Here is a 21,346-nt window from a genome sequence, read left to right on the forward strand (position 1 = left end):
AACGGAGATTCGCGGGAAATCAGGCTTCGACAACAGCGAGGATTTCGTTCTCGCTCATCACCAGCAGGTCTTCGCCGTCGACTTTGACAGTGTTGCTACCCGAGTAAGGGCCGAAAACCACTTTGTCACCGACCTTGACGGCCAGTGCACGGACTTCACCGCTATCCAGAACGCGGCCAGTGCCAACAGCAACGATTTCGCCCTGATTCGGCTTCTCAGCGGCCGAGCCCGGCAGCACGATACCGCCAGCGGTTTTGGTTTCTTCTTCGCTGCGACGGATCACGACGCGGTCATGCAAAGGACGAAGCTTCATTGTCGATCTCTCCCAATAGTTGTTGACTTCAACCGGTGTTCTCACCGGCAGGATCATGGCGCTGCGCACTACACGTAACGCCGAAATATGTTTCAGCGCAGATACGCTGAAAAACCTTGCGGTGACCGCTACATAAGGTCGAACAAGAGCAATTCAAGGGTGCGGGGTGAATTTTTTTCCCGCCTGGGGAACGAAAATCGTCCGTGCGAAAACGGCGAGCCCCGAACTGGCGTGGCCAGATCGGGGCTCGCTTGCAGCGAAACCGGGCTCGGTCAGTCGCGGCGTTCGTACTCGCCTTCGAGCACGTTCGGACGATGGCCACCGGAGCCCGGCTGGCCATTGCGCGCAGCCAGGTCGTCGGCGAAGGCGCGCTGACGCTCGGCCTGCTCGGCGGCCCGGCGACGCACGCGCTCGACCAGCTTGCGACGGGTGAACGGCAGCAGACACAGCAGGCCGATGACATCGGTGATGAAGCCCGGCAGCAGCAGCAGACCGCCACCAACCGCCATCATCAAGCCCTGCAGAACCTCCTGGTCGGGCATTTCACCACGGGCCAGCCTTTCGCGGGCACGCCAGGCAGTCGTGATGCCGGCAATACGCAGCATCAGGCCACCGAAGATCGACGTCGCGATCACCAGGGCAATGGTCGGCAGCACGCCAATGGCACTGCCCACCGAAATAAGCACTGCCAGTTCCAGAATCGGGAACAGCAGGAACAACAACATGAAAATGCGCATCGCGGTTTCCTTGACGGAAGAACGACTTCCAGTAGGAGGTAAGTATGGGGTGTTGCGCTTAATTCAAGCTGAAGTCTCGAATTGCTCTGGCCACGTGTCGGCCCGCGCCAGGCGCACCAAGGCTTCGCGCACCTCCCCGGCAGTGTTACAGGATATTGGAAAGGCCAGCCAGTAGAGGCTGTGGCCTATACGCAGGTGAAATCCCTCACTGTCGATACCCACCATCCGCGCAGGTTCCGTAGCGGGCAGCCCGCTCAGGGCGACGTAATGCGCGATGGCGTCGGCATGGTCGCTGTTCATGTGTTCGAGCATGCGCAGCTCGGTGTCACCGGCGAAGTGGTTATCCAGCGCCACCTGATCGAGCCAGTGAATCGCGCCGAAACCGCCGATGTAACGCCAGCGTACGGGCTGCAAGCGCCAGAAATCGAAGTCGTGGGCACTGTGATAACCGCGTGATTCGGGAAAGTACCGGTAATAGCGCTCGGCGGCCGCTTCGATATCGGCAGCCTCATGGAGCGTCTTCGCTTCGGCCAGCAGGGTCAGACGCCCCACCGCCTGAACGTCTTCGGCACCGCGCTCCCCGACCAACAGCGAGCACTTCGCGTCCGCCTTGAGGTTATGGGTGTGCTGGGCAATGCGGCTGATCAGGATCAGCGGCCAACCCTGAGCATCCAGGCAGTAGGGCACCACCGAGCCGAAAGGAAAGCCGGGCATCGCTCTGGAGTGAGTGGACAACGCGCCACGGTACTCCCCGAGCAGCAACTCCCGGGCCTGGCGATTGGCTTGCACACTCATATCAAGACTCCCGACGGACGCAGACAAGCGCTTAGGATAATCGCTACAGTGCGGTAACGGCATCCCGCCAAACTGATTCGAAGGGGATTGGCATGCAACTCGAAGACAAGGTCATCATCATCACCGGCGGCGGTCAGGGCCTTGGCCGGGCCATGGCCGAGTACCTCGCCGAGAAACGGGTGCGTCTGGCCCTGGTCGATCTCAACCAGGAGAAACTCGATGACACCGCAGCGGCCTGCCGGGCGCTGGGCGTTCAGGCCCGCACCTATCTGTGCAACGTGGCCAGTGAAGAGCAGGTCACCCAGACCATCGCCCAGATCGCCGAAGACTTCGGCTCGATCAATGGCCTGGTCAACAACGCCGGGATTCTGCGCGACGGCCTGACCATCAAGGTCAAGGACGGCGAAATGAGCAAGATGAGCCTGGCACAGTGGCAGTCGGTGATCGACGTGAACCTGACCGGCGTGTTCCTGTGCACGCGGGAAGTGGCGGCGAAGATGATCGAACTGCAGAACGAAGGCGCGATCATCAATATTTCTTCGGTTTCCCGGGCCGGCAACGTCGGTCAGGCCAACTACTCGGCCGCCAAGGCCGGCGTCGCCGCCGACACCGTGGTCTGGGCCCGCGAGCTGGCCCGTTATGGCATCCGCGTGGCGGGGGTGGCGCCGGGTTTCATCGAAACCGACATGGTCGCCAGCATGAAACCCGAAGCAATGGAGCGCATGACGGCGGTCATTCCGCTCAAGCGCCTGGGCAAGCCTTGGGAAATTGCCCATTCGGTGGCCTACCTGCTGGAAAACGACTACTTCACCGGGCGCATTCTCGAGCTCGATGGTGGCGTTCGCCTGTAATAGCCATGGCCCACGAAAAAGCCCTGCATAATGCAGGGCTTTTTTGCATGCGGCACTTGGGGCGGATTACCAACCTACCCCGAAACCAACGGTGTAGCGGGTCTCGTCCTTGTCGCCTTCCGAACCGCTGACCTGATCCTTCGAGGCCTTCATGTTCAGGGATGCCCAGTCGGTGACCTTGTAACGCAGGCCCACTTCGGCATCCAGGGAGTAGTCGGCGGCGCTGGCCAGCGGCTTGCCCAGCTCACCGGTGCTGAACAGCTCGAAGGTCTTGCCGATCAGGTAACGGTTGTAATCCCAGCGCATGCTGATGGCGTAGAAATTGTCTTTCTCGCCATTGGAGTATTCGTAGTCGGAACGGTTGAGCAGCCCGGCAACGGAGAACGCGCCCAGCTCGTTGTCCCAGAACTGGTAACCCGGACCGGTACCGATGGTGCGCTGACGCTCCAGATCTTCGATCTTGTCGCGCTTGTACTCCAGACGCCCCTGCCAGAACCATTGCTCGTCGAGGAAGCGGTCCAGGGCGTACTCGGTGCCCCAGTTGTCGGTGCTGACCACGTCGTTGCGAAGCTCGCGGTTGTAGTCCAGCGTGGCGTTGTGGCGCCATTTGCCATGCCGCGCCTGGGTCTTCACATCGATGTCGTAGTCATCGGTGTCGCTCTCGGCACGCTTGTAGTCCATGGCCACGTCGACGTTGCCCTTCCACATGAAGTCTTCGACGAAGGGCTTGGGCTTCATGATCTGCTTGATGCTCGCCAGCTCGACGGTCTTCGGCGCATCGCCGTTGGCGAGGGTGACCTTGCCAGCGTCGGAGGCCTGCAGCGACTTGGCCCGCTCGCCAGTGATGTCGTTCTCCTTGACCAGCAACTCCTGTTCGCTGTCGAGTGTCGCGATCTTTTTCCAGTCCAGAGGAATGGAACCACCGTAATCGGTTTCCAGAAGCAGTTTGCCGCCATCGAGAACCTTGATGGTTCCGGTCAGACGGTCACCGTTCTTCATCCAGACGGTATCGGCCATCAGCGGCATCGCCGCCGTACTGAGGCTCAGGCACAACAGAGTTCGAGTAAACATAAGCGGATGCTGGTGCTCCGGTTCGCGATAAATCGGGCATTATCCGCATACCCGTTATATGAGCAAGAAATGACCGACGGAATTCACGCGAGTTCACGATGGGGCGCAGAAAATGCCGCGCCAGGCGGTCATGCCCCCAGGAGCCTGCCATGGCCAAACGACAAGCGGATTACAGCATGCCACTGGCCGACGCGGATCAGCAGGCTCGCCGCGACGCCCTGTACCTGGCACTCGCTCAGGTGCCCACCGGCAAGGTGGTCACTTATGGTCAATTGGCGGACCTCGCCGGGCTGGGTCGCGCCGCCCGTTGGGTGGGCCGTACGCTGAGCCAGCTGCCTGACGGCACCGCCCTGCCCTGGCACCGGGTAGTCGCCGCAGGGGGCCGTCTGAGCCTGACGGACGACACGCCAAGCGGTGTTGAACAACGCGCCCGATTGCGCGTCGAAGGGGTGCTATCCCACAATGGTCGGGTGGATATCCGACGTCATGGCTGGCGCCCTCTGGAGCACGAGGCCTGATACCTCGATGCGACCACGGCATGGCTGGCTTGCACTGACCCGACCCTAGCCCCTAGAGTGCGCCATTTGTTCATGTCTTCTCCCTCCAGGCCGACCCCGTTCAATGCATCGTAAAAGCTGGCGCGACGCGATCGCCGCCTATTCCAGTCCTTCGACACTGGTTCTCCTGCTGCTCGGGTTCGCCGCTGGCCTGCCTTACATGCTGGTGTTCTCGACACTTTCCGTGTGGTTGCGCGAAGCAGGCGTGGCGCGGGAAACCATCGGTTTCGCCAGCCTGATCGGCCTGGCCTATGCATTCAAATGGGTGTGGTCGCCGTTGCTCGACCAATGGCGCCTGCCACTGCTCGGCAAGTTGGGCAGGCGCCGCTCCTGGCTGGTGCTGTCGCAAATTCTGATCGCCATCGGCCTCGCGGGTATGGCGCTGTGCGATCCGCATACGCACCTGACCTGGCTGATCGCCCTGGCGGTGCTGGTGGCCTTCGCCTCGGCGACCCAGGACATCGCCGTCGATGCCTACCGCCTGGAGATCGTCGACGACACCCGCCAGGCCGCTCTGGCTGCCAGCTACATGGCCGGTTACCGGGTCGCGGCGCTGCTGGCCACCGCCGGCGCGCTTTACGTGGCCGAAGGGCTGGGCTCCACCACCCTGCTTTACCAGCACGCTGCCTGGGCCGGGACCTATCTGCTGTTCGCCCTGCTGATGCTGCCGGGCCTGCTCACCAGCCTGTGGATGAAGGAGCCCGACGTTTCCCTGAAGACCCAGCTGGCAGCCGCCAAGTACGGATTCAGCCACCAGATCGCTTCGGTGCTGGTGCTGATCGTCCTGCTGGTCTCGGTACCGGCCATGTTCACCCAGTTGTACAACACCGACTTCCCCAGCCTGATCACCGGTGAAGCCACCCTGCTGGATCTGCTGCTCGAGGACCGTGCCTTCCTGCGCGCCATCCTCTACACCATCCTCACCTGCCTGTGCCTGTCGACCTTCGGCCGCCGCGGCCTGGCTCCCGTGCTGACTCCGGTCAACGACTTCATCCTGCGCTACCGCTGGCAGGCCTTGCTGCTGCTTGGGTTGATCGCCACCTATCGCATGTCCGACACGGTGATGGGCGTAATGGCCAACGTGTTCTACATCGACCAGGGTTTCACCAAGGATCAGATCGCCAGCGTCAGCAAGCTATTCGGCTTGATCATGACCCTGGTCGGTGCCGGTGCCGGCGGCCTGCTGATCGTGCGCTTCGGCATCATGCCGATCCTCTTCATCGGCGGCGTGGCTTCGGCGGCGACCAACCTGCTGTTCCTGATGCTGGCCGGCATGGGCGCGGATCTGCAGATGCTGATCTTCACCATCTCCGCCGACAACTTCAGCTCGGGGCTGGCCACTGCCGCCTTCGTCGCCTACCTGTCGAGCCTCACCAACCTGAAGTTCTCGGCCACCCAGTACGCCCTGCTCAGCTCGATCATGCTGCTGCTGCCACGCCTGATCGGCGGCTACTCGGGCGTGCTGGTGGAAAAGTACGGCTATGCCGACTTCTTCCTGATCACCGCGCTGATGGGCGTTCCGACCCTGATCCTGATCCTGGTCCAGTGGCACCGCCATGGCGGCCGGCCGATGGCGCCGAGCAGCGAACCCGAGAAGCCCGAAGCCTGACTTCGGCCCATGAAAAAGCCGACGACCGTCGGCTTTTTCATGTCTGGCAGAGGGGCTGCTATCAACCCGCCCTGCCCTGCTGCTGCACCTGCACCATGCGTGGTGGCTGCGCCAGTTCGACACCCTCGGCACGCAGGCGATCACGCACGCTTTCATTGAGCATGAAGATCACCGGCCAGTAGTCGCCGGCCGAGGTCCACATGCGCAGCGACAGGTTGATCGAGGTCTCGCCCAGGCTGGACACCACCACGACCGGTGCCGGATCCTGATGCACCCGCGCGTCCTTGGACAGCGCCAGCAACACGTCTCGGGCCTTCGACAGGTCAGCGTCATAATCGAGCTTCACGTCGTACAGCACCTGGCGGGTCGTCTGCCGTGAGTGGTTGGTGATGATGCCGTTGGACAGCGTGCCGTTGGGCACGATCACCACCTTGTTGTCGCCGGTACGCAACACGGTGTGGAAGATCTGGATGTAATCGACGGAACCGGAAACACCCTGAGCCTCGATGAAGTCACCGGCCTTGAACGGGCGGAACAGCATGATCAACACACCGCCGGCGAAGTTCGCCAGGCTGCCCTGCAGCGCCAGGCCGATGGCCAGACCGGCAGCACCGATCACGGCGATGAACGAGGTGGTTTCCACACCGATCATCGAAGCGACGCTGATGATCAACAGCACTTTCAGGATGATGCTGGCCAGGCTGCCGATGAAGCTGCTCAGGGCACGGTCGACCTTGCGGCCGTCCATCAATGCGCTGACCTTGTTGGTGAGTTTGCTGATCAGCCACCAGCCAATCAGCAAGGTGAAGATGGCCAGGGTCAGCTTGCCACTGTACTGCAGCAACACCGGGATCCAGGCCTGCGACATGACGACCAACTGGTCGACGCTCATATCCATCTGGCACTCCTTCTAGGGCGTGAAACGAAAACGCCATGGCAGATCCTCACCAGCCTGAGCTGACGTCTCGGCGCAAGCTGCGTTGCTGCATGAAACGTCAACGGACCCCAACCATGGCGTTCGCGAGAGCGTTACAGAATGTGCGACGTCGTTGCCACGGTCAGGTTCAATAATCCTGACCGAGCAAGACACCCATATTCCGTCAGTCGCGGAAGTTGTTGTACTGCAGAGGCATCTCGAAATTCTTGCCGCGCAGGGAGGCGATGCAGTCCTGCAGGTCATCGCGCTTCTTGCCGGTTACCCGCACCTGCTCGCCCTGAATGGCGGCCTGCACCTTGAGCTTGGCGTCCTTGATGTGCGCGACGATCTTCTTCGCCAGTTCCTTGTCGATGCCTTCGCGGAACTCGACCTCCTGCTTGACCACCTTGCCGGATGCATAGGCATCCTTGGTTTCCATGCACTGACCATCGATCTTGCGCTTGATCAGGCAGGAACGAATGATTTCGAGCATCTGCTCGAGCATGAAATCGGCTTCGGCAGTCAACGTGACCGCCTTGTCCTTGACCTCGAAACTGCATTTGCCGCGCAGATCGAAGCGCCGCTCCAACTCCTTGGCCGCGTTATCCAGGGCGTTGGTGAGTTCGTGTTTATCCAGCTCCGACACCACGTCGAACGAGGGCATGGAATTACTCCTGATAAAAGGCGCGATTGTGGTCGGAATGTCATTCTCGATCTATCGTGAGTGGGGCAAGCCGGTGTCGACTCCTTGCGATTGTTTCGCCTGGAGTCTTGATCCGGCTGGGCGCCAGTTCGCGAGATCGTGAATAAGTTCTCCGCAAATCGCGCGGATGGCTTGACGATAAAATTGGCGCGATCATTATATCCGCTCTGATACAGACCGTTCGGCGTTGTATTGGTTACTCCCCCCCTCGACCCGTTTTCTTGCCTGTGAGTGCCATCCATGCCCAACCCCCATCTCAGCATTCTGGTGGTGGACGATGCCAAGTTTTCCAGTGCCATCATCGGCCGGGCGCTGAGCCAGGCTGGCTATCAGGACGTACGCTTCGCGAGTAGCGCTGCGGAAGCCATCAGCAACCTCGAACAACGCCCAGCCAGCGTGCTGCTGGCCGACTGGCTGATGCCAGAAATGGACGGCCTCGAACTGACCGGACGAGTGCGCCAGCTCGACGAAGCGGCCGAGCACTACACTTACATCATCCTGCTGACCGGCAAGGAGGGCGAGAACGTGCTGAACGAAGCCTTCGACCGCGGCGTCGATGATTTCATCAGCAAGTCGGCGATGAACGAACAACTGCTGCCACGGGTGTTCGCCGCCGAACGCCTGTGCAACACCCTGCAACGCCTGCTGCAGGAAAACGCCCTGCTGCTGCAGAACATCGCCAGCCTGGAAGAACGCAACCTGGTCGATCCCCTCACCGGCCTGGGCAACACCCGTTACCTGAAGCAGAAGATGGCCGACAGCCTACGCCAGGTGGAATCGCGTGGTGGTGCCCTGTGCTACCTGCTGATTGGCTTGCAGGGCGTCGATGAACTCAGTGCCCGACATGGCACGACCTTCCACAACGAGCTGCTGCGCAGCGTGGCCCGCCGCCTGCAACAGCTGGTGCGCCCACTGGATGTGCTGGTGAGCCTGGATGACCGTCACTTCGCCCTCATCACCCTGCTCGAAGACCTTCAGGAATGCTCGCCAAGTAGCTTCAAGCGGCTGCATGAAGGCCTCAACCTCAAGGCCTTCAAGACCAGCGAAGGCTTCATCTCGCTCAAGGCCGGCATTGCCGTGGTCGGGCTGGATGGCAAGGCCATGCCCATGGAACAGCAACAACTGCTCGACCTCGCCGCGCGCCTGCTTCCCGAGGCCCACGCCAGCGGCCGCGTCACCGCGGTCCGTCTGCCACGCACATGAGTTGGCACGTGCTCGGCGCAGGCAGCCTGGGCAGCCTGTGGGCCGCGCGCCTGTCTCGTGCCGGCGTGCCGGTGCAACTGATCCTGCGCGATGAACGGCGCCTGGCGTCCTATCGCCAGACGGGTGCACTGACCCTGGTGGAGGGAGACCACGCCAGCCAGCACGTCATCCCGGCGCGCAGCCTCGCTGACGACACGCCCATCGAGCGCCTGCTCCTGGCATGCAAGGCCTACGATGCAGCGGACGCGATCGAGCGTGTCGCCCATCGCCTCGCCCCGGGCGCCGAAGTGATCCTGCTGCAGAACGGCCTGGGCAGCCAGGACGAAGTGCTCGAAAGGCTCCCCGGCCGGCGTTGTCTGTTCGCCTCCAGTACCGAAGGGGCTTTTCGCGACGGTGACTGGCGCGTGGTGTTCGCCGGCCAGGGGCATACCTGGATCGGAGACCCCGCCGACATCACCGCGCCGAGCTGGTTGATCGACCTGCAGCGCAGTCGCATTGCTCATACCTGGAGCCCGGACATTCTCGCGCGCCTGTGGCGCAAGCTGGCGCTCAACTGCGCGATCAACCCGCTGACCGTCCTGCATGGCTGCCGCAATGGCGAGCTTGCCGGCTACCGTGAGGACGTCGACGGGCTATGTGCCGAGCTGGAGGTTCTGCTGCGCGGTTGCGGTCAGGCCGAAGCGGCTGAACACCTTCAGGCCGACGTCTGGCGGGTGATCGAGGCCACCGCGGCCAATTACTCGTCCATGTACCAGGACGTCGCCGGGGGCCGGCGCACCGAAGTCAGCTATCTGCTCGGCTACGCCTGCACGGCGGGTGACCGCCATGGCCTGTCATTGCCACGGTTGCATGCCCTGCAGCAACGCCTGCTCGCCTATCTGCACAGCCGCGGATTACCGCGCCACTGAGCCCGAACCGGGGCCGTCGACGCTTGCGCGCAACGGTTAACAGGCCCTAACCTGCCCCCTTACCTGCCAATACGACAAAACCCAATGCGCCTGCGCCACCGCCTGAAGAATCTACCCGTTGGCCGTAAACTGCTCGCTGCCCTGCTGGTGCTACTGGCGGCAGTGCTGGTGGTGGCCAACATGACCTTCATCAGCGCCGCCTACTGGATTTCTCAGGAGAGCGTTGCCCCCCAGGCATTGCAAACCCTCAGCCGACTGATCGCCAGCCCCGCCCTGAGTCACGAAGCCCTGAGCTCACGGCAGGCCGCAGGCGATCTGCTGAAACGCCTGGACGGCTACGCGCCGCTGCGTGCCGCGGTGATCTACGACGCCAACGGCGACAGCCTGGCGCAGTTGCAGCGCGGCGAAAAACTGCAGCTGCCATCGCGGGTCGACGACCTCGACCACTGGCGCCTGGGCGAATTTCGCGCCAACCAGCTGGTCCAGCTGCCGCAGGCCGATGCGCCACCCGGCTACCTGCTGCTGGTCGCCTCCAGCGAACTGCCTGGTGCGTTCTACACCGGCACCGTCACCGCCAGCCTGGTGATCCTCGGCTTCAGTCTGGTGCTGTGGCTGCTGGTGGCGCGGCAGATCCGCCGCCTGGTCACCAGCCCGATCAAGCGACTGGAAGAGCTGACCCGCCAGGTCACCCGCGAAGAAAATTATTCGCTGCGGGCGCGGCGCGGCAATCAGGATGAAATCGGCAGCCTGGCCGAAGCCTTCAACACCATGCTGACGCGCATCGAGGCCCGTGAACAGCAGCTCAAGCGCGCCCGTGACGATTCCGAGGAGGCCTACAACCAGGCCCAGGGTCTGGCCGAGGAAACCCGCCTGTCGAACCGCAAGCTGGAACTCGAGGTGCAGGTCCGCAGCAAGATCGAGAAGAAGCTCACCGGCTTCCAGAACTACCTCAACAGCATCATCGACTCCATGCCCTCGGCCTTGATCGCTCTGGACGAACAGCTCTACGTCGCGCAATGGAATCAGGAAGCCAGCGCCCTGTCCGGCACCTCCCTGGACGAGGCGGTGAACCAGCCGGTGTTTCTCGCCTTTCCGCTGCTCAAACCCTATCTGTCCAAGCTCAAGCGCACGGCCGAACAGCACCGGGTGGAGAAGATCGAGCGGGTTACCTGGATCCGCGATGACGAGCCTCACCATTACGCCCTGACCTTCTACCCGCTGATCGGCAGCATCGGCCGCGGCGTGGTGATCCGCATCGACGACATCACCCAGCGCCTCAACCTCGAAGAGGTCATGGTGCAGTCGGAGAAGATGCTCTCCGTCGGCGGTTTGGCCGCCGGCATGGCGCACGAGATCAACAACCCGCTGGGCGCCATCCTGCACAACGTGCAGAACATCCGTCGACGTCTGTCCCCCGAACTGCCGCGCAATCAGGAACAGGCCGAAGTGGCTGGCGTCAGCCTGCCAGCCATCGATCAGTACCTGACGGCGCGGGAGATTCCCATGCTGCTCGACGGCATCCAGCAGGCCGGCACGCGAGCCTCGAAGATCGTCACCCACATGCTCAGCTTCAGCCGCCTCAGCAACCGCCAGTTGGCACCCTGCCAGTTGCCGGCGCTGATCGACCAGGCCGTGGAAATCGCCAGCAACGACTTCGACCTGACCGAAAGCTTCGACTTCAAGAGCCTGATGATTCAGCGCGAGTTCGATCCGGCACTGGGGCCTATCCCCGGCATCGCCAACGAACTGGAACAGGTGCTGCTCAACCTGCTGAAGAACGCCGCCCAGGCCATCCACCTGCGCGACGACGACAGCGTCCCTGGCAAGCTCATCCTGCGCACACGCCTGGCGCCGCCATGGGCCGAAGTGCAGGTGGAGGATAACGGCGTGGGCATCCCGGAGGCGGTGCGCAAGCGCATCTTCGAACCCTTCTTCACCACCAAGGAGGTCGGCCAGGGCACCGGTCTGGGGCTTTCCGTCTCCTACTTCATCGTCACCAACAATCACAAGGGCCAGATGGAAGTGCACTCACGCACCGGCCAGGGCACCTGCTTCACCCTGCGCCTGCCCATCGGTATCAGTAGCTGAACCCTCGCCACGGAGACTCCATGGGCTATCGACTGTCGAAAATCTACACACGCACCGGCGATGCCGGAGAAACCGGGCTGGCCGACGGGCGCCGGGTCGCCAAGGATCACCCACGCATCGAAGCCATCGGCGAAGTGGACACCCTGAACAGCCAACTTGGGCTGCTGCTGGCCGAGCTGATCGAGCAGCAGCCCCGCTACCCGGGTTTCGCCGAGCTGATCGAGGTATTGGCGCCCTGTCAGCATCGCCTGTTCGATCTGGGTGGCGAACTGGCCATGCCGGACTACCAGGCGCTGCAGGCCGTCGAGATCGAACGCCTGGAGACGGCCATCGATCGCTGGAACGAGGAAGTGGGACCACTGACGAACTTCATCCTGCCGGGTGGCTCGCGACTGATCGCCCAGGCTCACCTGTGCCGCAGTGGCGCGCGCGGCGCCGAGCGCCGTTGCGGGCAGCTCAATGCCATCGAACCGCTGCGTGGCGAGCTGCTGGCCTACATCAACCGATTGTCGGACCTGCTGTTCGTGGCGGCACGGCTGATCGCCAGGCGCCAGGGCGTCGACGAAGTGCTCTGGCAGGCGGCCGCTAAAGCCTGAGGACGCTCTCGAAACGCCTCGGCTCACCGCTCAACGGATCGGCAAACGACAAGCCGCGGGCCAATAGCTTGAGCGGCCGGCTGTAATCGTCGGGGTCACCTTCGCTGCTGCTCACCTCGGGATAGAAGGGGTCATTGAGGATCGGCGCCCCCAATGCAGCCATGTGCACCCGCAATTGGTGCTTCTTGCCGGTGACCGGCTCGAGGCCGTACAGCCAGCAGTCAGCGCGTCGTTCGAGTACGTCGATGCGCGTGCGGGTGTTGGCCACGCCCGGCGCTTCGCGCATGCGGAAGAACGGCTCGCCCGCCTCGAAACGGGTCTCGCGCAGTAACGGAAACCGCACCTGCGGCAAAGGCGCCGCCAGCGCTTCATAACGCTTGTCGATGTGGCGCTCGCGAAACAGCGCCTGGTAGCGCCCCCGCGTCTGCGCATTGGTGGAAAACAGCACCAGCCCGGCGGTATGCCGGTCGATACGGTGCAGCGGCACCAGATCGGCATTGCCGGTGCGTTTGACCAGCCGTGCCAGCAAGGTCTGCTCGACATAGGCGCCTGCCGGCATCACTGACAGGAAATGAGGCTTGTCGGCAACCAGCAGATGGTCGTCGGCATGCAGGATCGCCTCCTCGAACGGGATGAGCGGCTCGGCTGGCACCTCACGAAAATAGTGCACACGCAAGCCGACCCGGTAGGGGTGATCGGCAGTGATGGGCGCGCCCTGCGCATCCAGCACCCGGCCCCTCGCCATGCGCTCCAGCCAGATTTCTCGTGAAATCGCCGGGAAGTGCGCGCACAGACAATCGAGCACGGTCGCCCAGGGCCCCGCCGGCAGATGCAGGGTGCTGGGGCGCAAGGAGCCGGACGGGTGATCGGATGCGGACATGCAAAGGCTCCGGGAGCGGTTATCGGGGGGCGATCAGGTACAGGCAGATCGACAGCGTCACCAGCGACCCCAGGGTCGACAGCAGGATGGTACTCGACACCTGGGTGCCTTCACGCCGATAGAACTCGGCAAGCATGAATGGCCCGGTGCCGGTGGGCAGTGCACTGAGCAGCAAGGCGGCATGAGTCCACATGGGTGGCAGGCGGAAAACATGGACGGCGAGCACCCAGGTGATCAGCGGATGAGCGATCAGCTTGATCAGCACCAGGCCGATACCGCGCTGCTGCGCGCCCTCCCGCCGCTGCGCCAGGAACAGTCCCAGCGCGATCAGCGCACAGGGGCCGGTAGCGGCGGCGAGCAACTTGAGAAACTGGTGCAGCGGCCCGGGCAGCGGCTGCGCCGTCGTCGCCCATAGCGCACCGAGCAGCGGCGCCATGACGATGGGGTTCTTCAGCAACGCGATAGAGACCTTGCGTACCGCCAGCAGGACGCTCTTTTCGTTCTGCAAGCCAACTTCGATGCACACCACCGCCAGGGCGAACAGCACGCAGATGACGATCAGGCAGGCAATCAGTGCCGGCTCCATGCCTGCATCGCCGAACACCAGCAGACACAGCGGGATGCCCATGTAACCGGTATTCGCATAGGAGGCGCTCAGCCCCTGCACGCTGGCATCGGCCAGGCTGCCGGTACGGCGCAGGCGCCACAGCAACACCACGGCGAAGATACCCAGAGTGGCGATGCCATAGGCGAGGATGAACCCCGGCTGCCAGATCGCCTCCCAGACGACCGTCGCCATGGCCTCGAAGAGCAGCGCCGGCAGGCACAGCCAGACCACCATGCGGTTTATCTCGGACGCCGCCGTGGCGCCAAGCAGACCCAGCCGCCGACAGGCGAAGCCGGCGAGGATCAGCGCGAAGACCGGCAGGATGACATTGAAGACCGAGGCCATGGGCCGGAGAACTCTCAGCGAAAACGGACAGACGTACTGCCGCCCGAAACAGGCAGCAGATCGTGGTTATTGCTCGGGCCAGAAGGCGCGAATTCCGGCAACGCCCTGCGCGCCGGCCTGCCAGGCTTGCTCGCTGTGCTGCGGGCCGACTCCACCGAGCAAGTAACACGGCTGGTTGAAGCCCTGCAGCAGCTCGGTTGCCTGCTCCCAGCCCAAGGGCTGTGCATCGGGGTGGCTCTGGGTCGCCTGCAACGGCGACAGCGTGACGAAATCGGCGCCGATCTGTGCCGCCAACTGCAACTCCTCGGCGCTGTGGCAGGACGCCGCCAGCCAGCGGTCCGCCGCCAGCGGACGCCCCTTGGCGGCATACTTGCGCAATTGCTCGGCCGTCAGGTGCCAGCCGGCAGCGGGAAAATCGCCAAGCCACTCCAGGGGCCCCTTGAGCATTAATTGCGCCTTGCCGGCGCACAGCCCCTGGATGTCCACGGCAAGATCCCGGTACTGAGCATCGAACATCGCCGGGGCACGCAACTGGATCAGCCGCGCGCCACGGCCGATGGCTGCGCGAATGCCCGCCAGCAACTGCGGCCCATCCAGGCCATCCGGGGTGATCAGGTACTGCTCGGGCAAACGGGCGGCCGCCACGATTGGCCGGTTGGCAGCCGGGAAATCGTAATCGCCCAACTGCCGGGCACTCACCCAGGCCAGTGGCTGACCTTCGGCGCCGTGAGGCTCGCCACTGAAACGGCTGACCTCCCAGACGTCCAGCAGGACGTGCTTGTCGACATAGTCGTGGCGCACCTGGATCAGTGGCCGTGCACTTTCCGGGCGAATGCCCAACTCCTCGTGCAGCTCGCGGGACAAAGCAGCCAGCACGGCCTCGCCCTCCTCGACCTTGCCCCCCGGAAACTCCCAGAGCCCGCCCTGATGCTTGTCGTCGGGACGCCTGGCGATGAGGATGCGACCATCCTCACCACGAATCACCGCTGCCGCTACATGCACGCGCTTCACGTTCACTCCTTCAAGGCTGCCTGCAACCAGCGCTGGAACGCCGGCCACTGAAAAATGGTTTCCACATAGGCCGCGGCATCTTCGGGCAGTTGCACGGCATAACTACGCAGGCGGCTGGCCACCGGCGCGAAATAGGCGTCGGCGATGCTCAGTTCACCGAACAGATAAGGGCCACTCTGGCCAAAACGCTGACGACAGGTTGCCCACAAGGCGATGACCCGCTGGATATCGCCCTGCACGTCATCGGCAATGCTGGCCAGCGGCGTATTGCGCTGCATGTCCATGGGCATATGACTGCGCAACGCGCCGAAACCGCTGTGCATTTCCGCGCAGACGGAACGCGCCATGGCCCGAGCCGCTACATCACGGGGCCACATGGCAGCCTCGGGAAAGCGCTCTGCCAGGTACTCGGCGATGGCCAGAGAGTCCCAGATCACCCCGGCGTCATCGGTCTTGAGCACTGGCACCTTGGCGGTCGGCGAATGGGCCTGCAGGCGCGCGTGAGTATCGGCACGAAACAGCGGCACCAGGGTTTCCTGATAGTCCGCGCCACTGAGTTCGGCCAGCAACCAGCCGCGTAGCGACCAGGACGAGTAGTTCTTGTTGCCTATCAGCAATTGCAGCGGCATGTGCGCTCTCCGGCGGTCAGAAGAAACAGAGCGACAGCTTCGCCGCTACCTGCCGTGAAGGCAAATTCCGCTCGCTCATGGGGCCATGCGCGAGCGGAATGGGGGCCAGCTACCGACTGCAAACCTCGAGAGGCAAGCAGGTGCGGACCATCGATCCGCGCGAAGCCTGGGAATGGCCTACCTCAGGTGCGGTATTCGGCGTTGATCTTCACGTACTCGTGGGACAGATCGGTGGTCCAGATGGTCTCGCTGCAGGTGCCGCGACCCAGCTCGATGCGGATGGTGATTTCCGCTTCGGCCATCACCGCCGAGCCCTGCTCCTCGGTGTAGCTGCTGGCCCGGCAACCCTTGCTGGCGATGCACACATTACCGAGGAACACGTCGATCTTGCTGACGTCGAGCTGCGCCACACCGGCGCGGCCGACGGCCGCGAGGATGCGCCCCCAGTTGGGGTCGGAGGCGAACAACGCGGTCTTGATCAACGGCGAATGGGCCACGGCATAGCCGACATCCAGACACTCCTGATGCGTCGCCCCCCCGTTGACCTGCACGGTGACGAACTTGGTCGCGCCTTCACCGTCACGCACGATGGCCTGGGCCACGTCCATGCACACCTCGAACACCGCCTGCTTGAGGGCCGCGAACAGCGCCCCGCTGGCCTGGGTGATTTCCGGCAGCGCTGCCTGACCGGTGGCGATCAGCATGCAGCAATCGTTGGTGGAGGTATCGCCGTCGATGGTGATGCGGTTGAACGACTTGTTCGCCGCATCGCGCAGCAGATCCTGCAGCACGCCCTGGGCGACCTTGGCGTCCGTGGCGATGTAGCCGAGCATGGTGGCCATGTTCGGCTTGATCATGCCGGCGCCCTTGCTAATGCCGGTGACGGTGACCGTCACGCCTTCATGGCTGAACTGGCGGCTGGCACCCTTGGGCAGGGTATCGGTGGTCATGATGCCGGTAGCGGCATCGGCCCAGTTGTTCACCGAGAGGTTATCCAGAGCGGCCTGCAGCGCACCCTCGATCTTTTCCACCGGCAGCGGCTCACCGATCACCCCGGTGGAGAACGGCAGCACTTCGCTCTCGTCCACACCGGCCAGGGCGGCCAGACTGGCGCAGGTACGCATGGCGTTCTGCAGGCCCGGCTCGCCGGTGCCGGCATTGGCATTGCCCGTATTGGTCAGCAGGTAGCGAACGCTGCCGGACGTGCGTTTCTTGGCCAGGATCACCGGCGCCGCGCAGAACGCGTTGAGGGTGAACACACCTGCCACGCTGCTGCCTTCGGCACAGCGCATCACCACCACATCCTTGCGCCCAGGGCGCTTGATGCCGGCGGAGGCGATGCCCAGTTCGAAACCTGGAACCGGGTGCAGGGTAGACAGCGGGCCAAGACCAACAGCCATGGGGAAGCTCCTCGAATTAGGTGGAATTGCACAGCATGTTCGATGCGAAAACGCCGCGAAGAGGCTAGCCCTCGCGGCGTTGGGATTTTACAGCTCAGGTAAAGAACCTGATCACGACCTTGCGAGCTAGAGACCTGCAAGGCGAAAACAGGCGAGGAAGCGGAGTGTACTTTTGTACATGAGCATTCCGAGCCTGTTTTCAACGCCGCAGGGCCGACGCGCAGCTAGTCGTGTTCAGGTTCTCAGTTGACCTGACCGTGGCAGTGCTTGTACTTCTTGCCGGAGCCGCACGGGCAGAGCTCGTTGCGACCGATCTTCTGCTCGGCACGCACGGGGGCGCTGGCAACCGCGACATCGCCGCCATCCTGCGCTTCGGCTTCAGGCTCTTCGAGCGCGGAAACTTCATCGTGCTGGAACTGCATGCGCTGAGCCAGGGCTTCGGCATCGCGACGCAGACGGGCTTCTTCCTCGGCCGGATCCTCGCGGCGAACCTGCACGTGCGAGAGCACGCGGATGGCATCGCGCTTGATGGAGTCGAGCAGTTCCTGGAACAGGGTGAAGGACTCGCGCTTGTATTCCTGCTTCGGGTTCTTCTGCGCGTAACCGCGCAGGTGAATACCGTGACGCAGGTGATCCATGGTCGACAGGTGGTCTTTCCACAGGTCGTCGAGTACACGCAGCAGAATCTGCTTCTCGAAGGTACGCAGAGCCTCGGCACTGGCCTGGGTCTCTTTCTCGTTGTAAGCCTCGATCAGCTCCTTGAGGATGCGCTCGCGCAGCGTGTCCTCGTACAACTTGTCGTCTTCGTCGAGCCACTGCTGGATCGGCAGGCGCAGGTTGAAGCCAGCGTACAGCGCCTCTTCCAGACCGGCGATATCCCACTGCTCAGGCAGCGACTGCGGCGGCATGTGGGCGTTGATGGTGTTGTCCAACACTTCCTTGCGGAAGTCCTCGATGGTCTCGCCAACGTTGTCGGCGGTCAGCAAGGTGTTGCGCATGTGGTAGATCACCTTGCGCTGTTCGTTGGCCACGTCATCGAACTCGAGCAATTGCTTGCGCATGTCGAAGTTGCGGCCTTCGACCTTGCGCTGCGCCTTCTCGATGGCGTTGGTCACCATGCGGTGCTCGATGGCTTCGCCGGCCTGCATGCCCAGCGCCTTCATGAAGTTCTTCACCCGATCGGAGGCGAAGATGCGCATCAGGCTGTCCTCCAGCGACAGGTAGAAACGGCTGGAGCCGGCATCACCCTGACGACCGGCACGGCCACGCAGCTGGTTGTCGATACGGCGCGATTCGTGACGCTCGGACGCGATCACGTGCAGGCCACCCGACTCGAGTACCTGCTGGTGACGTTTCTGCCAGTCGGCCTTGATCTGGGCGATCTGCTCGGGAGTGGCGTTCTCCAGCGCCGCCACTTCGACTTCCCAATTGCCGCCCAACAGAATGTCGGTACCACGACCGGCCATGTTGGTCGCGATGGTCAGTGCGCCTGGGCGACCGGCCTGGGCGATGATCTCGGCTTCCTTCTCGTGGAACTTGGCGTTGAGCACCTTGTGCTCGATGCCTTCCTGCTCCAGCAAGCGCGACACGTACTCGGACGTCTCGATGGTCGCGGTACCGACCAGGATCGGCCGGCCCTGGGCCTGGCATTCCTTGATGTCGTTGATGATCGCCGCGTACTTCTCTTCCTGGGTCAGGTAGACCAGGTCGTTGAAGTCCTTACGGGAAATCGGCTTGTTGGTCGGAATGACCATCACGTCCAGACCGTAGATCTGGTGGAATTCGAAGGCTTCGGTATCAGCGGTACCGGTCATTCCCGCCAGCTTGTTGTACAGGCGGAAATAGTTCTGGAAGGTGGTCGAGGCGAGCGTCTGGCTCTCGGCCTGGATGTTCACGCCTTCCTTCGCTTCGATGGCCTGGTGCAGGCCTTCGGACAGGCGACGGCCCTGCATGGTACGACCGGTGTGTTCGTCGATCAGGATCACCTGACCGTTCTGCACGATGTACTCGACGTTGCGCTGGAACAGGGTGTGAGCGCGCAGGCCGGCATACACGTGGGTCAGCAGGCCGAGGTTGTGCGCCGAATAGAGGCTCTCGCCCTCGGCCAGCAGACCTGCCTGGGTCAGCATGTCTTCGATGACCTGATGACCTTCCTCGTTGAGTTCGACCTGGCGGCTCTTCTCGTCGACCTTGTAATGGCCTTCCTGAGTGACCACGCCCTCTTCTTCCTCGATGTGCAGCTTGAGACGAGGAATCAGCTTGTTGATCTCGGTGTACATCTTGGAGCTGTCTTCGGCCTGGCCGGAGATGATCAGCGGTGTACGCGCCTCGTCGATGAGGATCGAGTCGACTTCGTCGATCACGGCGAAATTCAGCTCGCGCTGGAATTTCTCTTCCACGCTGAACGCCATGTTGTCGCGCAGGTAATCGAAACCGAATTCGTTGTTGGTGCCGTAGGTGATATCGGACGCATAAGCGGCGCGCTTCTCGTCTGGCGGCATGAACGGGGTGACGATGCCGACCGACAGACCGAGGAATTCATACAGCGGACGCATCCAGTTGGCGTCACGGCGAGCCAGGTAGTCGTTGACCGTGACCACGTGCACGCCCTTGCCTTCCAGGGCGTTGAGGTAGACGGCCAGGGTGCCGACCAGGGTCTTGCCCTCACCGGTACGCATCTCGGCGATCTTGCCTTCATGCAGGGTCATGCCACCGATCAACTGGACGTCGAAGTGGCGCATGCCCATCACGCGCTTGCCAGCCTCGCGGGCGACGGCAAAGGCTTCGGGCAACAGTTGATCCAGGGTTTCGCCTTTGGCCAGGCGGGCCTTGAATTCTTCGGTCTTGGCGCGCAGTTGCTCATCGGAGAGTGCGAGCATCTGCTCCTCGAATGCATTGACGGCCTGAACCGCCTTGAGCAGGCGCTTGACCTCACGCTCGTTCTTGCTTCCAAAGAGTTTTTTCAACAAAGGCGCAAACATATCGACAGGATCTTCCACGCTATGGATGGAGGGCGGCCCCGTGAGTCGCCCATGCAGCCCTCATGGCTGCGTGCGAAGGGGGCATTCTACCCGGAAACGGAATGGATGAAAGCGGCGTTATTGGCACAGGGCCATCGGCTGCTGCACGAAGTTGGCAGCGACCACCCTCATCACTCTTCGTCGCTGACTCGCGCAATGTAACTGTGCGGATTGACCAGTTGCCCGTTACGGCTGACTTCGAAGTGAACGTGATTGCCCGTCGAGCGCCCGGTACTGCCCACCGTTGCGATGGCCTGACCGCGCTGAACCAGGTCACCGACCTGCACACGATTGCTGCGGTTGTGCGCATACAGCGTGACATAGCCATCGGCATGGCTGATTTCCACGGTGTTGCCATAGCCGTTGCGACGCCCGGCGAAAGTCACCACGCCAGCGCCGACCGCGACCACATCGCTGCCCGCCTTGGCAGCGAAATCCACGCCCTTGTGCACACTGGCACGCCCGGTCAGCGGATCGACCCGATGACCGAATGGCGACGACACGTACCCCTGCAGCACCGGATGGCCCGAGAGCATCACCGCCTCATCGATACGCCGATCGGCCAGCAACTGCTCCAGCACCTCGAGCTGCTGCTCGCGGCTGTCCATGCGCATTGCCAGCTCATCCAGAGAACTCATGAACGGTGGCGGCGCGTAGGCAGCGCCCCCAATGGGCTCTTCAGGCCCACCCTGACCGACGCCGAGGGAGAAATCGAACTCGCTGGCGTCCAGCTCCGCCAGCTCGGTAAGCCGCTCGCCAAGAGCATCGAGCCGAGTCAGCCGGGCCTGCAGCTCGGCGACGTGGGCGGCGAATGCATCCAGTTGGCGCTGTGCATCGATACGCACCGCACCCACTTCGTCACGCTGGGCATCGAGAGCCTGAGTGATCTCGACGCTTTCCGGCAGCCCTGTCGGCTTCGGTGCCAGCCAGGCGCCCACTGCGGCACCTCCGCCAACCGCCAACGCGACCAACAACGCCAGGCCGATCGCCAGCCAGCGCAGATCGAGACTGAGCGAACGTGCGGCGCCGTGACGTCGACTGAGCAAAATGATGTGCATGACATCCCCATGTAAAAAAGGTGGAACCAGAGTGGTCAGCAAGGTTCTG

General features: G+C 62.9%; 19 protein-coding genes and 1 pseudogene. 7 read left to right on the top strand and 13 right to left on the bottom strand.

Translation table 11 applies throughout. The features are described 5' to 3' along the window. Positions 1-19 precede the first annotated feature (19 nt). The 3 genes from ACT9T4_RS05240 to ACT9T4_RS05250 form a co-directional block, all read right to left on the bottom strand. Positions 20-313, bottom strand: a complete 294-nt coding sequence (locus ACT9T4_RS05240) for a co-chaperone GroES (RefSeq protein WP_042554944.1) — start codon at positions 311-313, stop codon at positions 20-22. Between the two features lie 272 nt (positions 314-585). Beyond that, on the bottom strand, positions 586-1,050 hold the full coding sequence (locus ACT9T4_RS05245) for an FxsA family protein (protein WP_042554943.1): 465 nt from the start codon (positions 1,048-1,050) through the stop codon (positions 586-588). Between the two features lie 63 nt (positions 1,051-1,113). Continuing rightward, positions 1,114-1,845, bottom strand: coding sequence for a HugZ family pyridoxamine 5'-phosphate oxidase (locus ACT9T4_RS05250; RefSeq protein ID WP_042554942.1), 732 nt, complete (start codon positions 1,843-1,845; stop codon positions 1,114-1,116). 92 nt (positions 1,846-1,937) lie between these two features. Between ACT9T4_RS05250 and ACT9T4_RS05255 the strand changes: the two genes are divergently transcribed. After that, positions 1,938-2,696 carry an SDR family oxidoreductase gene (locus ACT9T4_RS05255; RefSeq protein ID WP_499115878.1) on the top strand — a complete coding sequence of 253 codons (759 nt, stop codon included), beginning with the start codon at positions 1,938-1,940 and terminating at the stop codon, positions 2,694-2,696. Positions 2,697-2,762: 66 nt separating this feature from the next. Here the strand turns inward: ACT9T4_RS05255 and ACT9T4_RS05260 are convergent, their stop codons facing one another. Further along, entirely contained in the window at positions 2,763-3,767 is a 1,005-nt protein-coding gene (locus tag ACT9T4_RS05260; RefSeq protein ID WP_042554940.1) for a DUF481 domain-containing protein, read from the bottom strand. A 149-nt stretch (positions 3,768-3,916) separates the two neighbouring features. Here ACT9T4_RS05260 and ACT9T4_RS05265 point away from each other — a divergent pair, with 149 nt between their 5' ends. Then, positions 3,917-4,285, top strand: coding sequence for an MGMT family protein (locus ACT9T4_RS05265; RefSeq protein WP_499115880.1), 369 nt, complete (start codon positions 3,917-3,919; stop codon positions 4,283-4,285). A 103-nt stretch (positions 4,286-4,388) separates the two neighbouring features. Next, the gene (locus ACT9T4_RS05270) at positions 4,389-5,933 is read left to right on the top strand and encodes an AmpG family muropeptide MFS transporter (RefSeq protein ID WP_042554938.1); all 1,545 of its coding nucleotides are present in this window, start codon (positions 4,389-4,391) and stop codon (positions 5,931-5,933) included. Between the two features lie 61 nt (positions 5,934-5,994). Here the strand turns inward: ACT9T4_RS05270 and ACT9T4_RS05275 are convergent, their stop codons facing one another. Together ACT9T4_RS05275 and ACT9T4_RS05280 are read right to left on the bottom strand one after the other, a co-directional pair. After that, positions 5,995-6,831 carry a mechanosensitive ion channel family protein gene (locus ACT9T4_RS05275; protein ID WP_499115882.1) on the bottom strand — a complete coding sequence of 279 codons (837 nt, stop codon included), beginning with the start codon at positions 6,829-6,831 and terminating at the stop codon, positions 5,995-5,997. 202 nt (positions 6,832-7,033) lie between these two features. Further along, a complete protein-coding gene (locus ACT9T4_RS05280; RefSeq protein ID WP_042554936.1) occupies positions 7,034-7,513 on the bottom strand; it encodes a YajQ family cyclic di-GMP-binding protein in 480 nt (159 codons plus the stop codon). A gap of 273 nt (positions 7,514-7,786) precedes the next feature. Between ACT9T4_RS05280 and ACT9T4_RS05285 the strand changes: the two are divergent. The 4 genes and pseudogenes from ACT9T4_RS05285 to ACT9T4_RS05300 form a co-directional block, all read left to right on the top strand. Further along, positions 7,787-8,755 (top strand): annotated as a pseudogene (locus ACT9T4_RS05285) (response regulator); the annotation flags it as partial. Continuing rightward, on the top strand, positions 8,752-9,663 hold the full coding sequence (locus ACT9T4_RS05290; protein WP_179539968.1) for a putative 2-dehydropantoate 2-reductase: 912 nt from the start codon (positions 8,752-8,754) through the stop codon (positions 9,661-9,663). The pseudogene ACT9T4_RS05285 and the gene ACT9T4_RS05290, both read left to right, overlap by 4 nt. 84 nt (positions 9,664-9,747) lie before the next feature. Continuing rightward, complete coding sequence (locus ACT9T4_RS05295) at positions 9,748-11,751, top strand: sensor histidine kinase (RefSeq protein WP_042554933.1); 2,004 nt, start codon at positions 9,748-9,750, stop codon at positions 11,749-11,751. A 20-nt stretch (positions 11,752-11,771) separates the two neighbouring features. Then, positions 11,772-12,347, top strand: a complete 576-nt coding sequence (locus ACT9T4_RS05300) for a cob(I)yrinic acid a,c-diamide adenosyltransferase (protein WP_179539967.1) — start codon at positions 11,772-11,774, stop codon at positions 12,345-12,347. On the opposite strand, the gene ACT9T4_RS05305 is transcribed toward ACT9T4_RS05300, so the two are convergent. The 7 genes from ACT9T4_RS05305 to ACT9T4_RS05335 form a co-directional block, all read right to left on the bottom strand. Beyond that, the gene (locus ACT9T4_RS05305; protein ID WP_499115886.1) at positions 12,337-13,227 is read right to left on the bottom strand and encodes an RluA family pseudouridine synthase; all 891 of its coding nucleotides are present in this window, start codon (positions 13,225-13,227) and stop codon (positions 12,337-12,339) included. The genes ACT9T4_RS05300 and ACT9T4_RS05305 overlap by 11 nt on opposite strands. A 19-nt stretch (positions 13,228-13,246) precedes the next feature. After that, positions 13,247-14,179, bottom strand: coding sequence for an AEC family transporter (locus tag ACT9T4_RS05310; protein ID WP_499115887.1), 933 nt, complete (start codon positions 14,177-14,179; stop codon positions 13,247-13,249). A gap of 66 nt (positions 14,180-14,245) precedes the next feature. After that, positions 14,246-15,190: a Nudix family hydrolase gene (locus tag ACT9T4_RS05315; protein WP_042554929.1), complete on the bottom strand. Its 945-nt coding sequence runs from the start codon at positions 15,188-15,190 to the stop codon at positions 14,246-14,248. A gap of 2 nt (positions 15,191-15,192) precedes the next feature. Further along, positions 15,193-15,819 (bottom strand): glutathione S-transferase family protein, encoded by a 627-nt coding sequence (locus tag ACT9T4_RS05320; RefSeq protein WP_499115889.1) that lies wholly within the window; start codon positions 15,817-15,819, stop codon positions 15,193-15,195. 182 nt (positions 15,820-16,001) lie between these two features. After that, positions 16,002-17,219 carry a bifunctional glutamate N-acetyltransferase/amino-acid acetyltransferase ArgJ gene (gene argJ, locus ACT9T4_RS05325; RefSeq protein WP_179539965.1) on the bottom strand — a complete coding sequence of 406 codons (1,218 nt, stop codon included), beginning with the start codon at positions 17,217-17,219 and terminating at the stop codon, positions 16,002-16,004. Between the two features lie 242 nt (positions 17,220-17,461). Then, positions 17,462-20,200 (bottom strand): preprotein translocase subunit SecA, encoded by a 2,739-nt coding sequence (gene secA, locus ACT9T4_RS05330; RefSeq protein ID WP_042554926.1) that lies wholly within the window; start codon positions 20,198-20,200, stop codon positions 17,462-17,464. A gap of 170 nt (positions 20,201-20,370) precedes the next feature. Continuing rightward, entirely contained in the window at positions 20,371-21,297 is a 927-nt protein-coding gene (locus ACT9T4_RS05335) for a M23 family metallopeptidase (RefSeq protein ID WP_042554925.1), read from the bottom strand. Positions 21,298-21,346 lie beyond the last annotated feature (49 nt).

Source organism: Pseudomonas sp. SZ40 (genome assembly GCF_052958135.1).

Bases quoted from the DNA above. Each gene is read 5' to 3' on its own strand.
- ACT9T4_RS05280 (WP_042554936.1), bottom strand. From the start codon at position 7,513: ATGCCCTCGTTCGACGTGGTGTCGGAGCTGGATAAACACGAACTCACC.
- argJ (WP_179539965.1), bottom strand. From the start codon at position 17,219: ATGGCTGTTGGTCTTGGCCCGCTGTCTACCCTGCACCCGGTTCCAGGT.
- ACT9T4_RS05305 (WP_499115886.1), bottom strand. From the start codon at position 13,227: ATGTCCGCATCCGATCACCCGTCCGGCTCCTTGCGCCCCAGCACCCTG.
- ACT9T4_RS05335 (WP_042554925.1), bottom strand. From the start codon at position 21,297: ATGCACATCATTTTGCTCAGTCGACGTCACGGCGCCGCACGTTCGCTC.
- ACT9T4_RS05255 (WP_499115878.1), top strand. From the start codon at position 1,938: ATGCAACTCGAAGACAAGGTCATCATCATCACCGGCGGCGGTCAGGGC.
- ACT9T4_RS05265 (WP_499115880.1), top strand. From the start codon at position 3,917: ATGGCCAAACGACAAGCGGATTACAGCATGCCACTGGCCGACGCGGAT.
- ACT9T4_RS05275 (WP_499115882.1), bottom strand. From the start codon at position 6,831: ATGGATATGAGCGTCGACCAGTTGGTCGTCATGTCGCAGGCCTGGATC.
- ACT9T4_RS05250 (WP_042554942.1), bottom strand. From the start codon at position 1,845: ATGAGTGTGCAAGCCAATCGCCAGGCCCGGGAGTTGCTGCTCGGGGAG.
- ACT9T4_RS05260 (WP_042554940.1), bottom strand. From the start codon at position 3,767: ATGTTTACTCGAACTCTGTTGTGCCTGAGCCTCAGTACGGCGGCGATG.
- ACT9T4_RS05310 (WP_499115887.1), bottom strand. From the start codon at position 14,179: ATGGCCTCGGTCTTCAATGTCATCCTGCCGGTCTTCGCGCTGATCCTC.
- ACT9T4_RS05290 (WP_179539968.1), top strand. From the start codon at position 8,752: ATGAGTTGGCACGTGCTCGGCGCAGGCAGCCTGGGCAGCCTGTGGGCC.
- ACT9T4_RS05270 (WP_042554938.1), top strand. From the start codon at position 4,389: ATGCATCGTAAAAGCTGGCGCGACGCGATCGCCGCCTATTCCAGTCCT.
- ACT9T4_RS05245 (WP_042554943.1), bottom strand. From the start codon at position 1,050: ATGCGCATTTTCATGTTGTTGTTCCTGCTGTTCCCGATTCTGGAACTG.
- ACT9T4_RS05240 (WP_042554944.1), bottom strand. From the start codon at position 313: ATGAAGCTTCGTCCTTTGCATGACCGCGTCGTGATCCGTCGCAGCGAA.
- secA (WP_042554926.1), bottom strand. From the start codon at position 20,200: ATGTTTGCGCCTTTGTTGAAAAAACTCTTTGGAAGCAAGAACGAGCGT.
- ACT9T4_RS05320 (WP_499115889.1), bottom strand. From the start codon at position 15,819: ATGCCGCTGCAATTGCTGATAGGCAACAAGAACTACTCGTCCTGGTCG.
- ACT9T4_RS05295 (WP_042554933.1), top strand. From the start codon at position 9,748: ATGCGCCTGCGCCACCGCCTGAAGAATCTACCCGTTGGCCGTAAACTG.
- ACT9T4_RS05300 (WP_179539967.1), top strand. From the start codon at position 11,772: ATGGGCTATCGACTGTCGAAAATCTACACACGCACCGGCGATGCCGGA.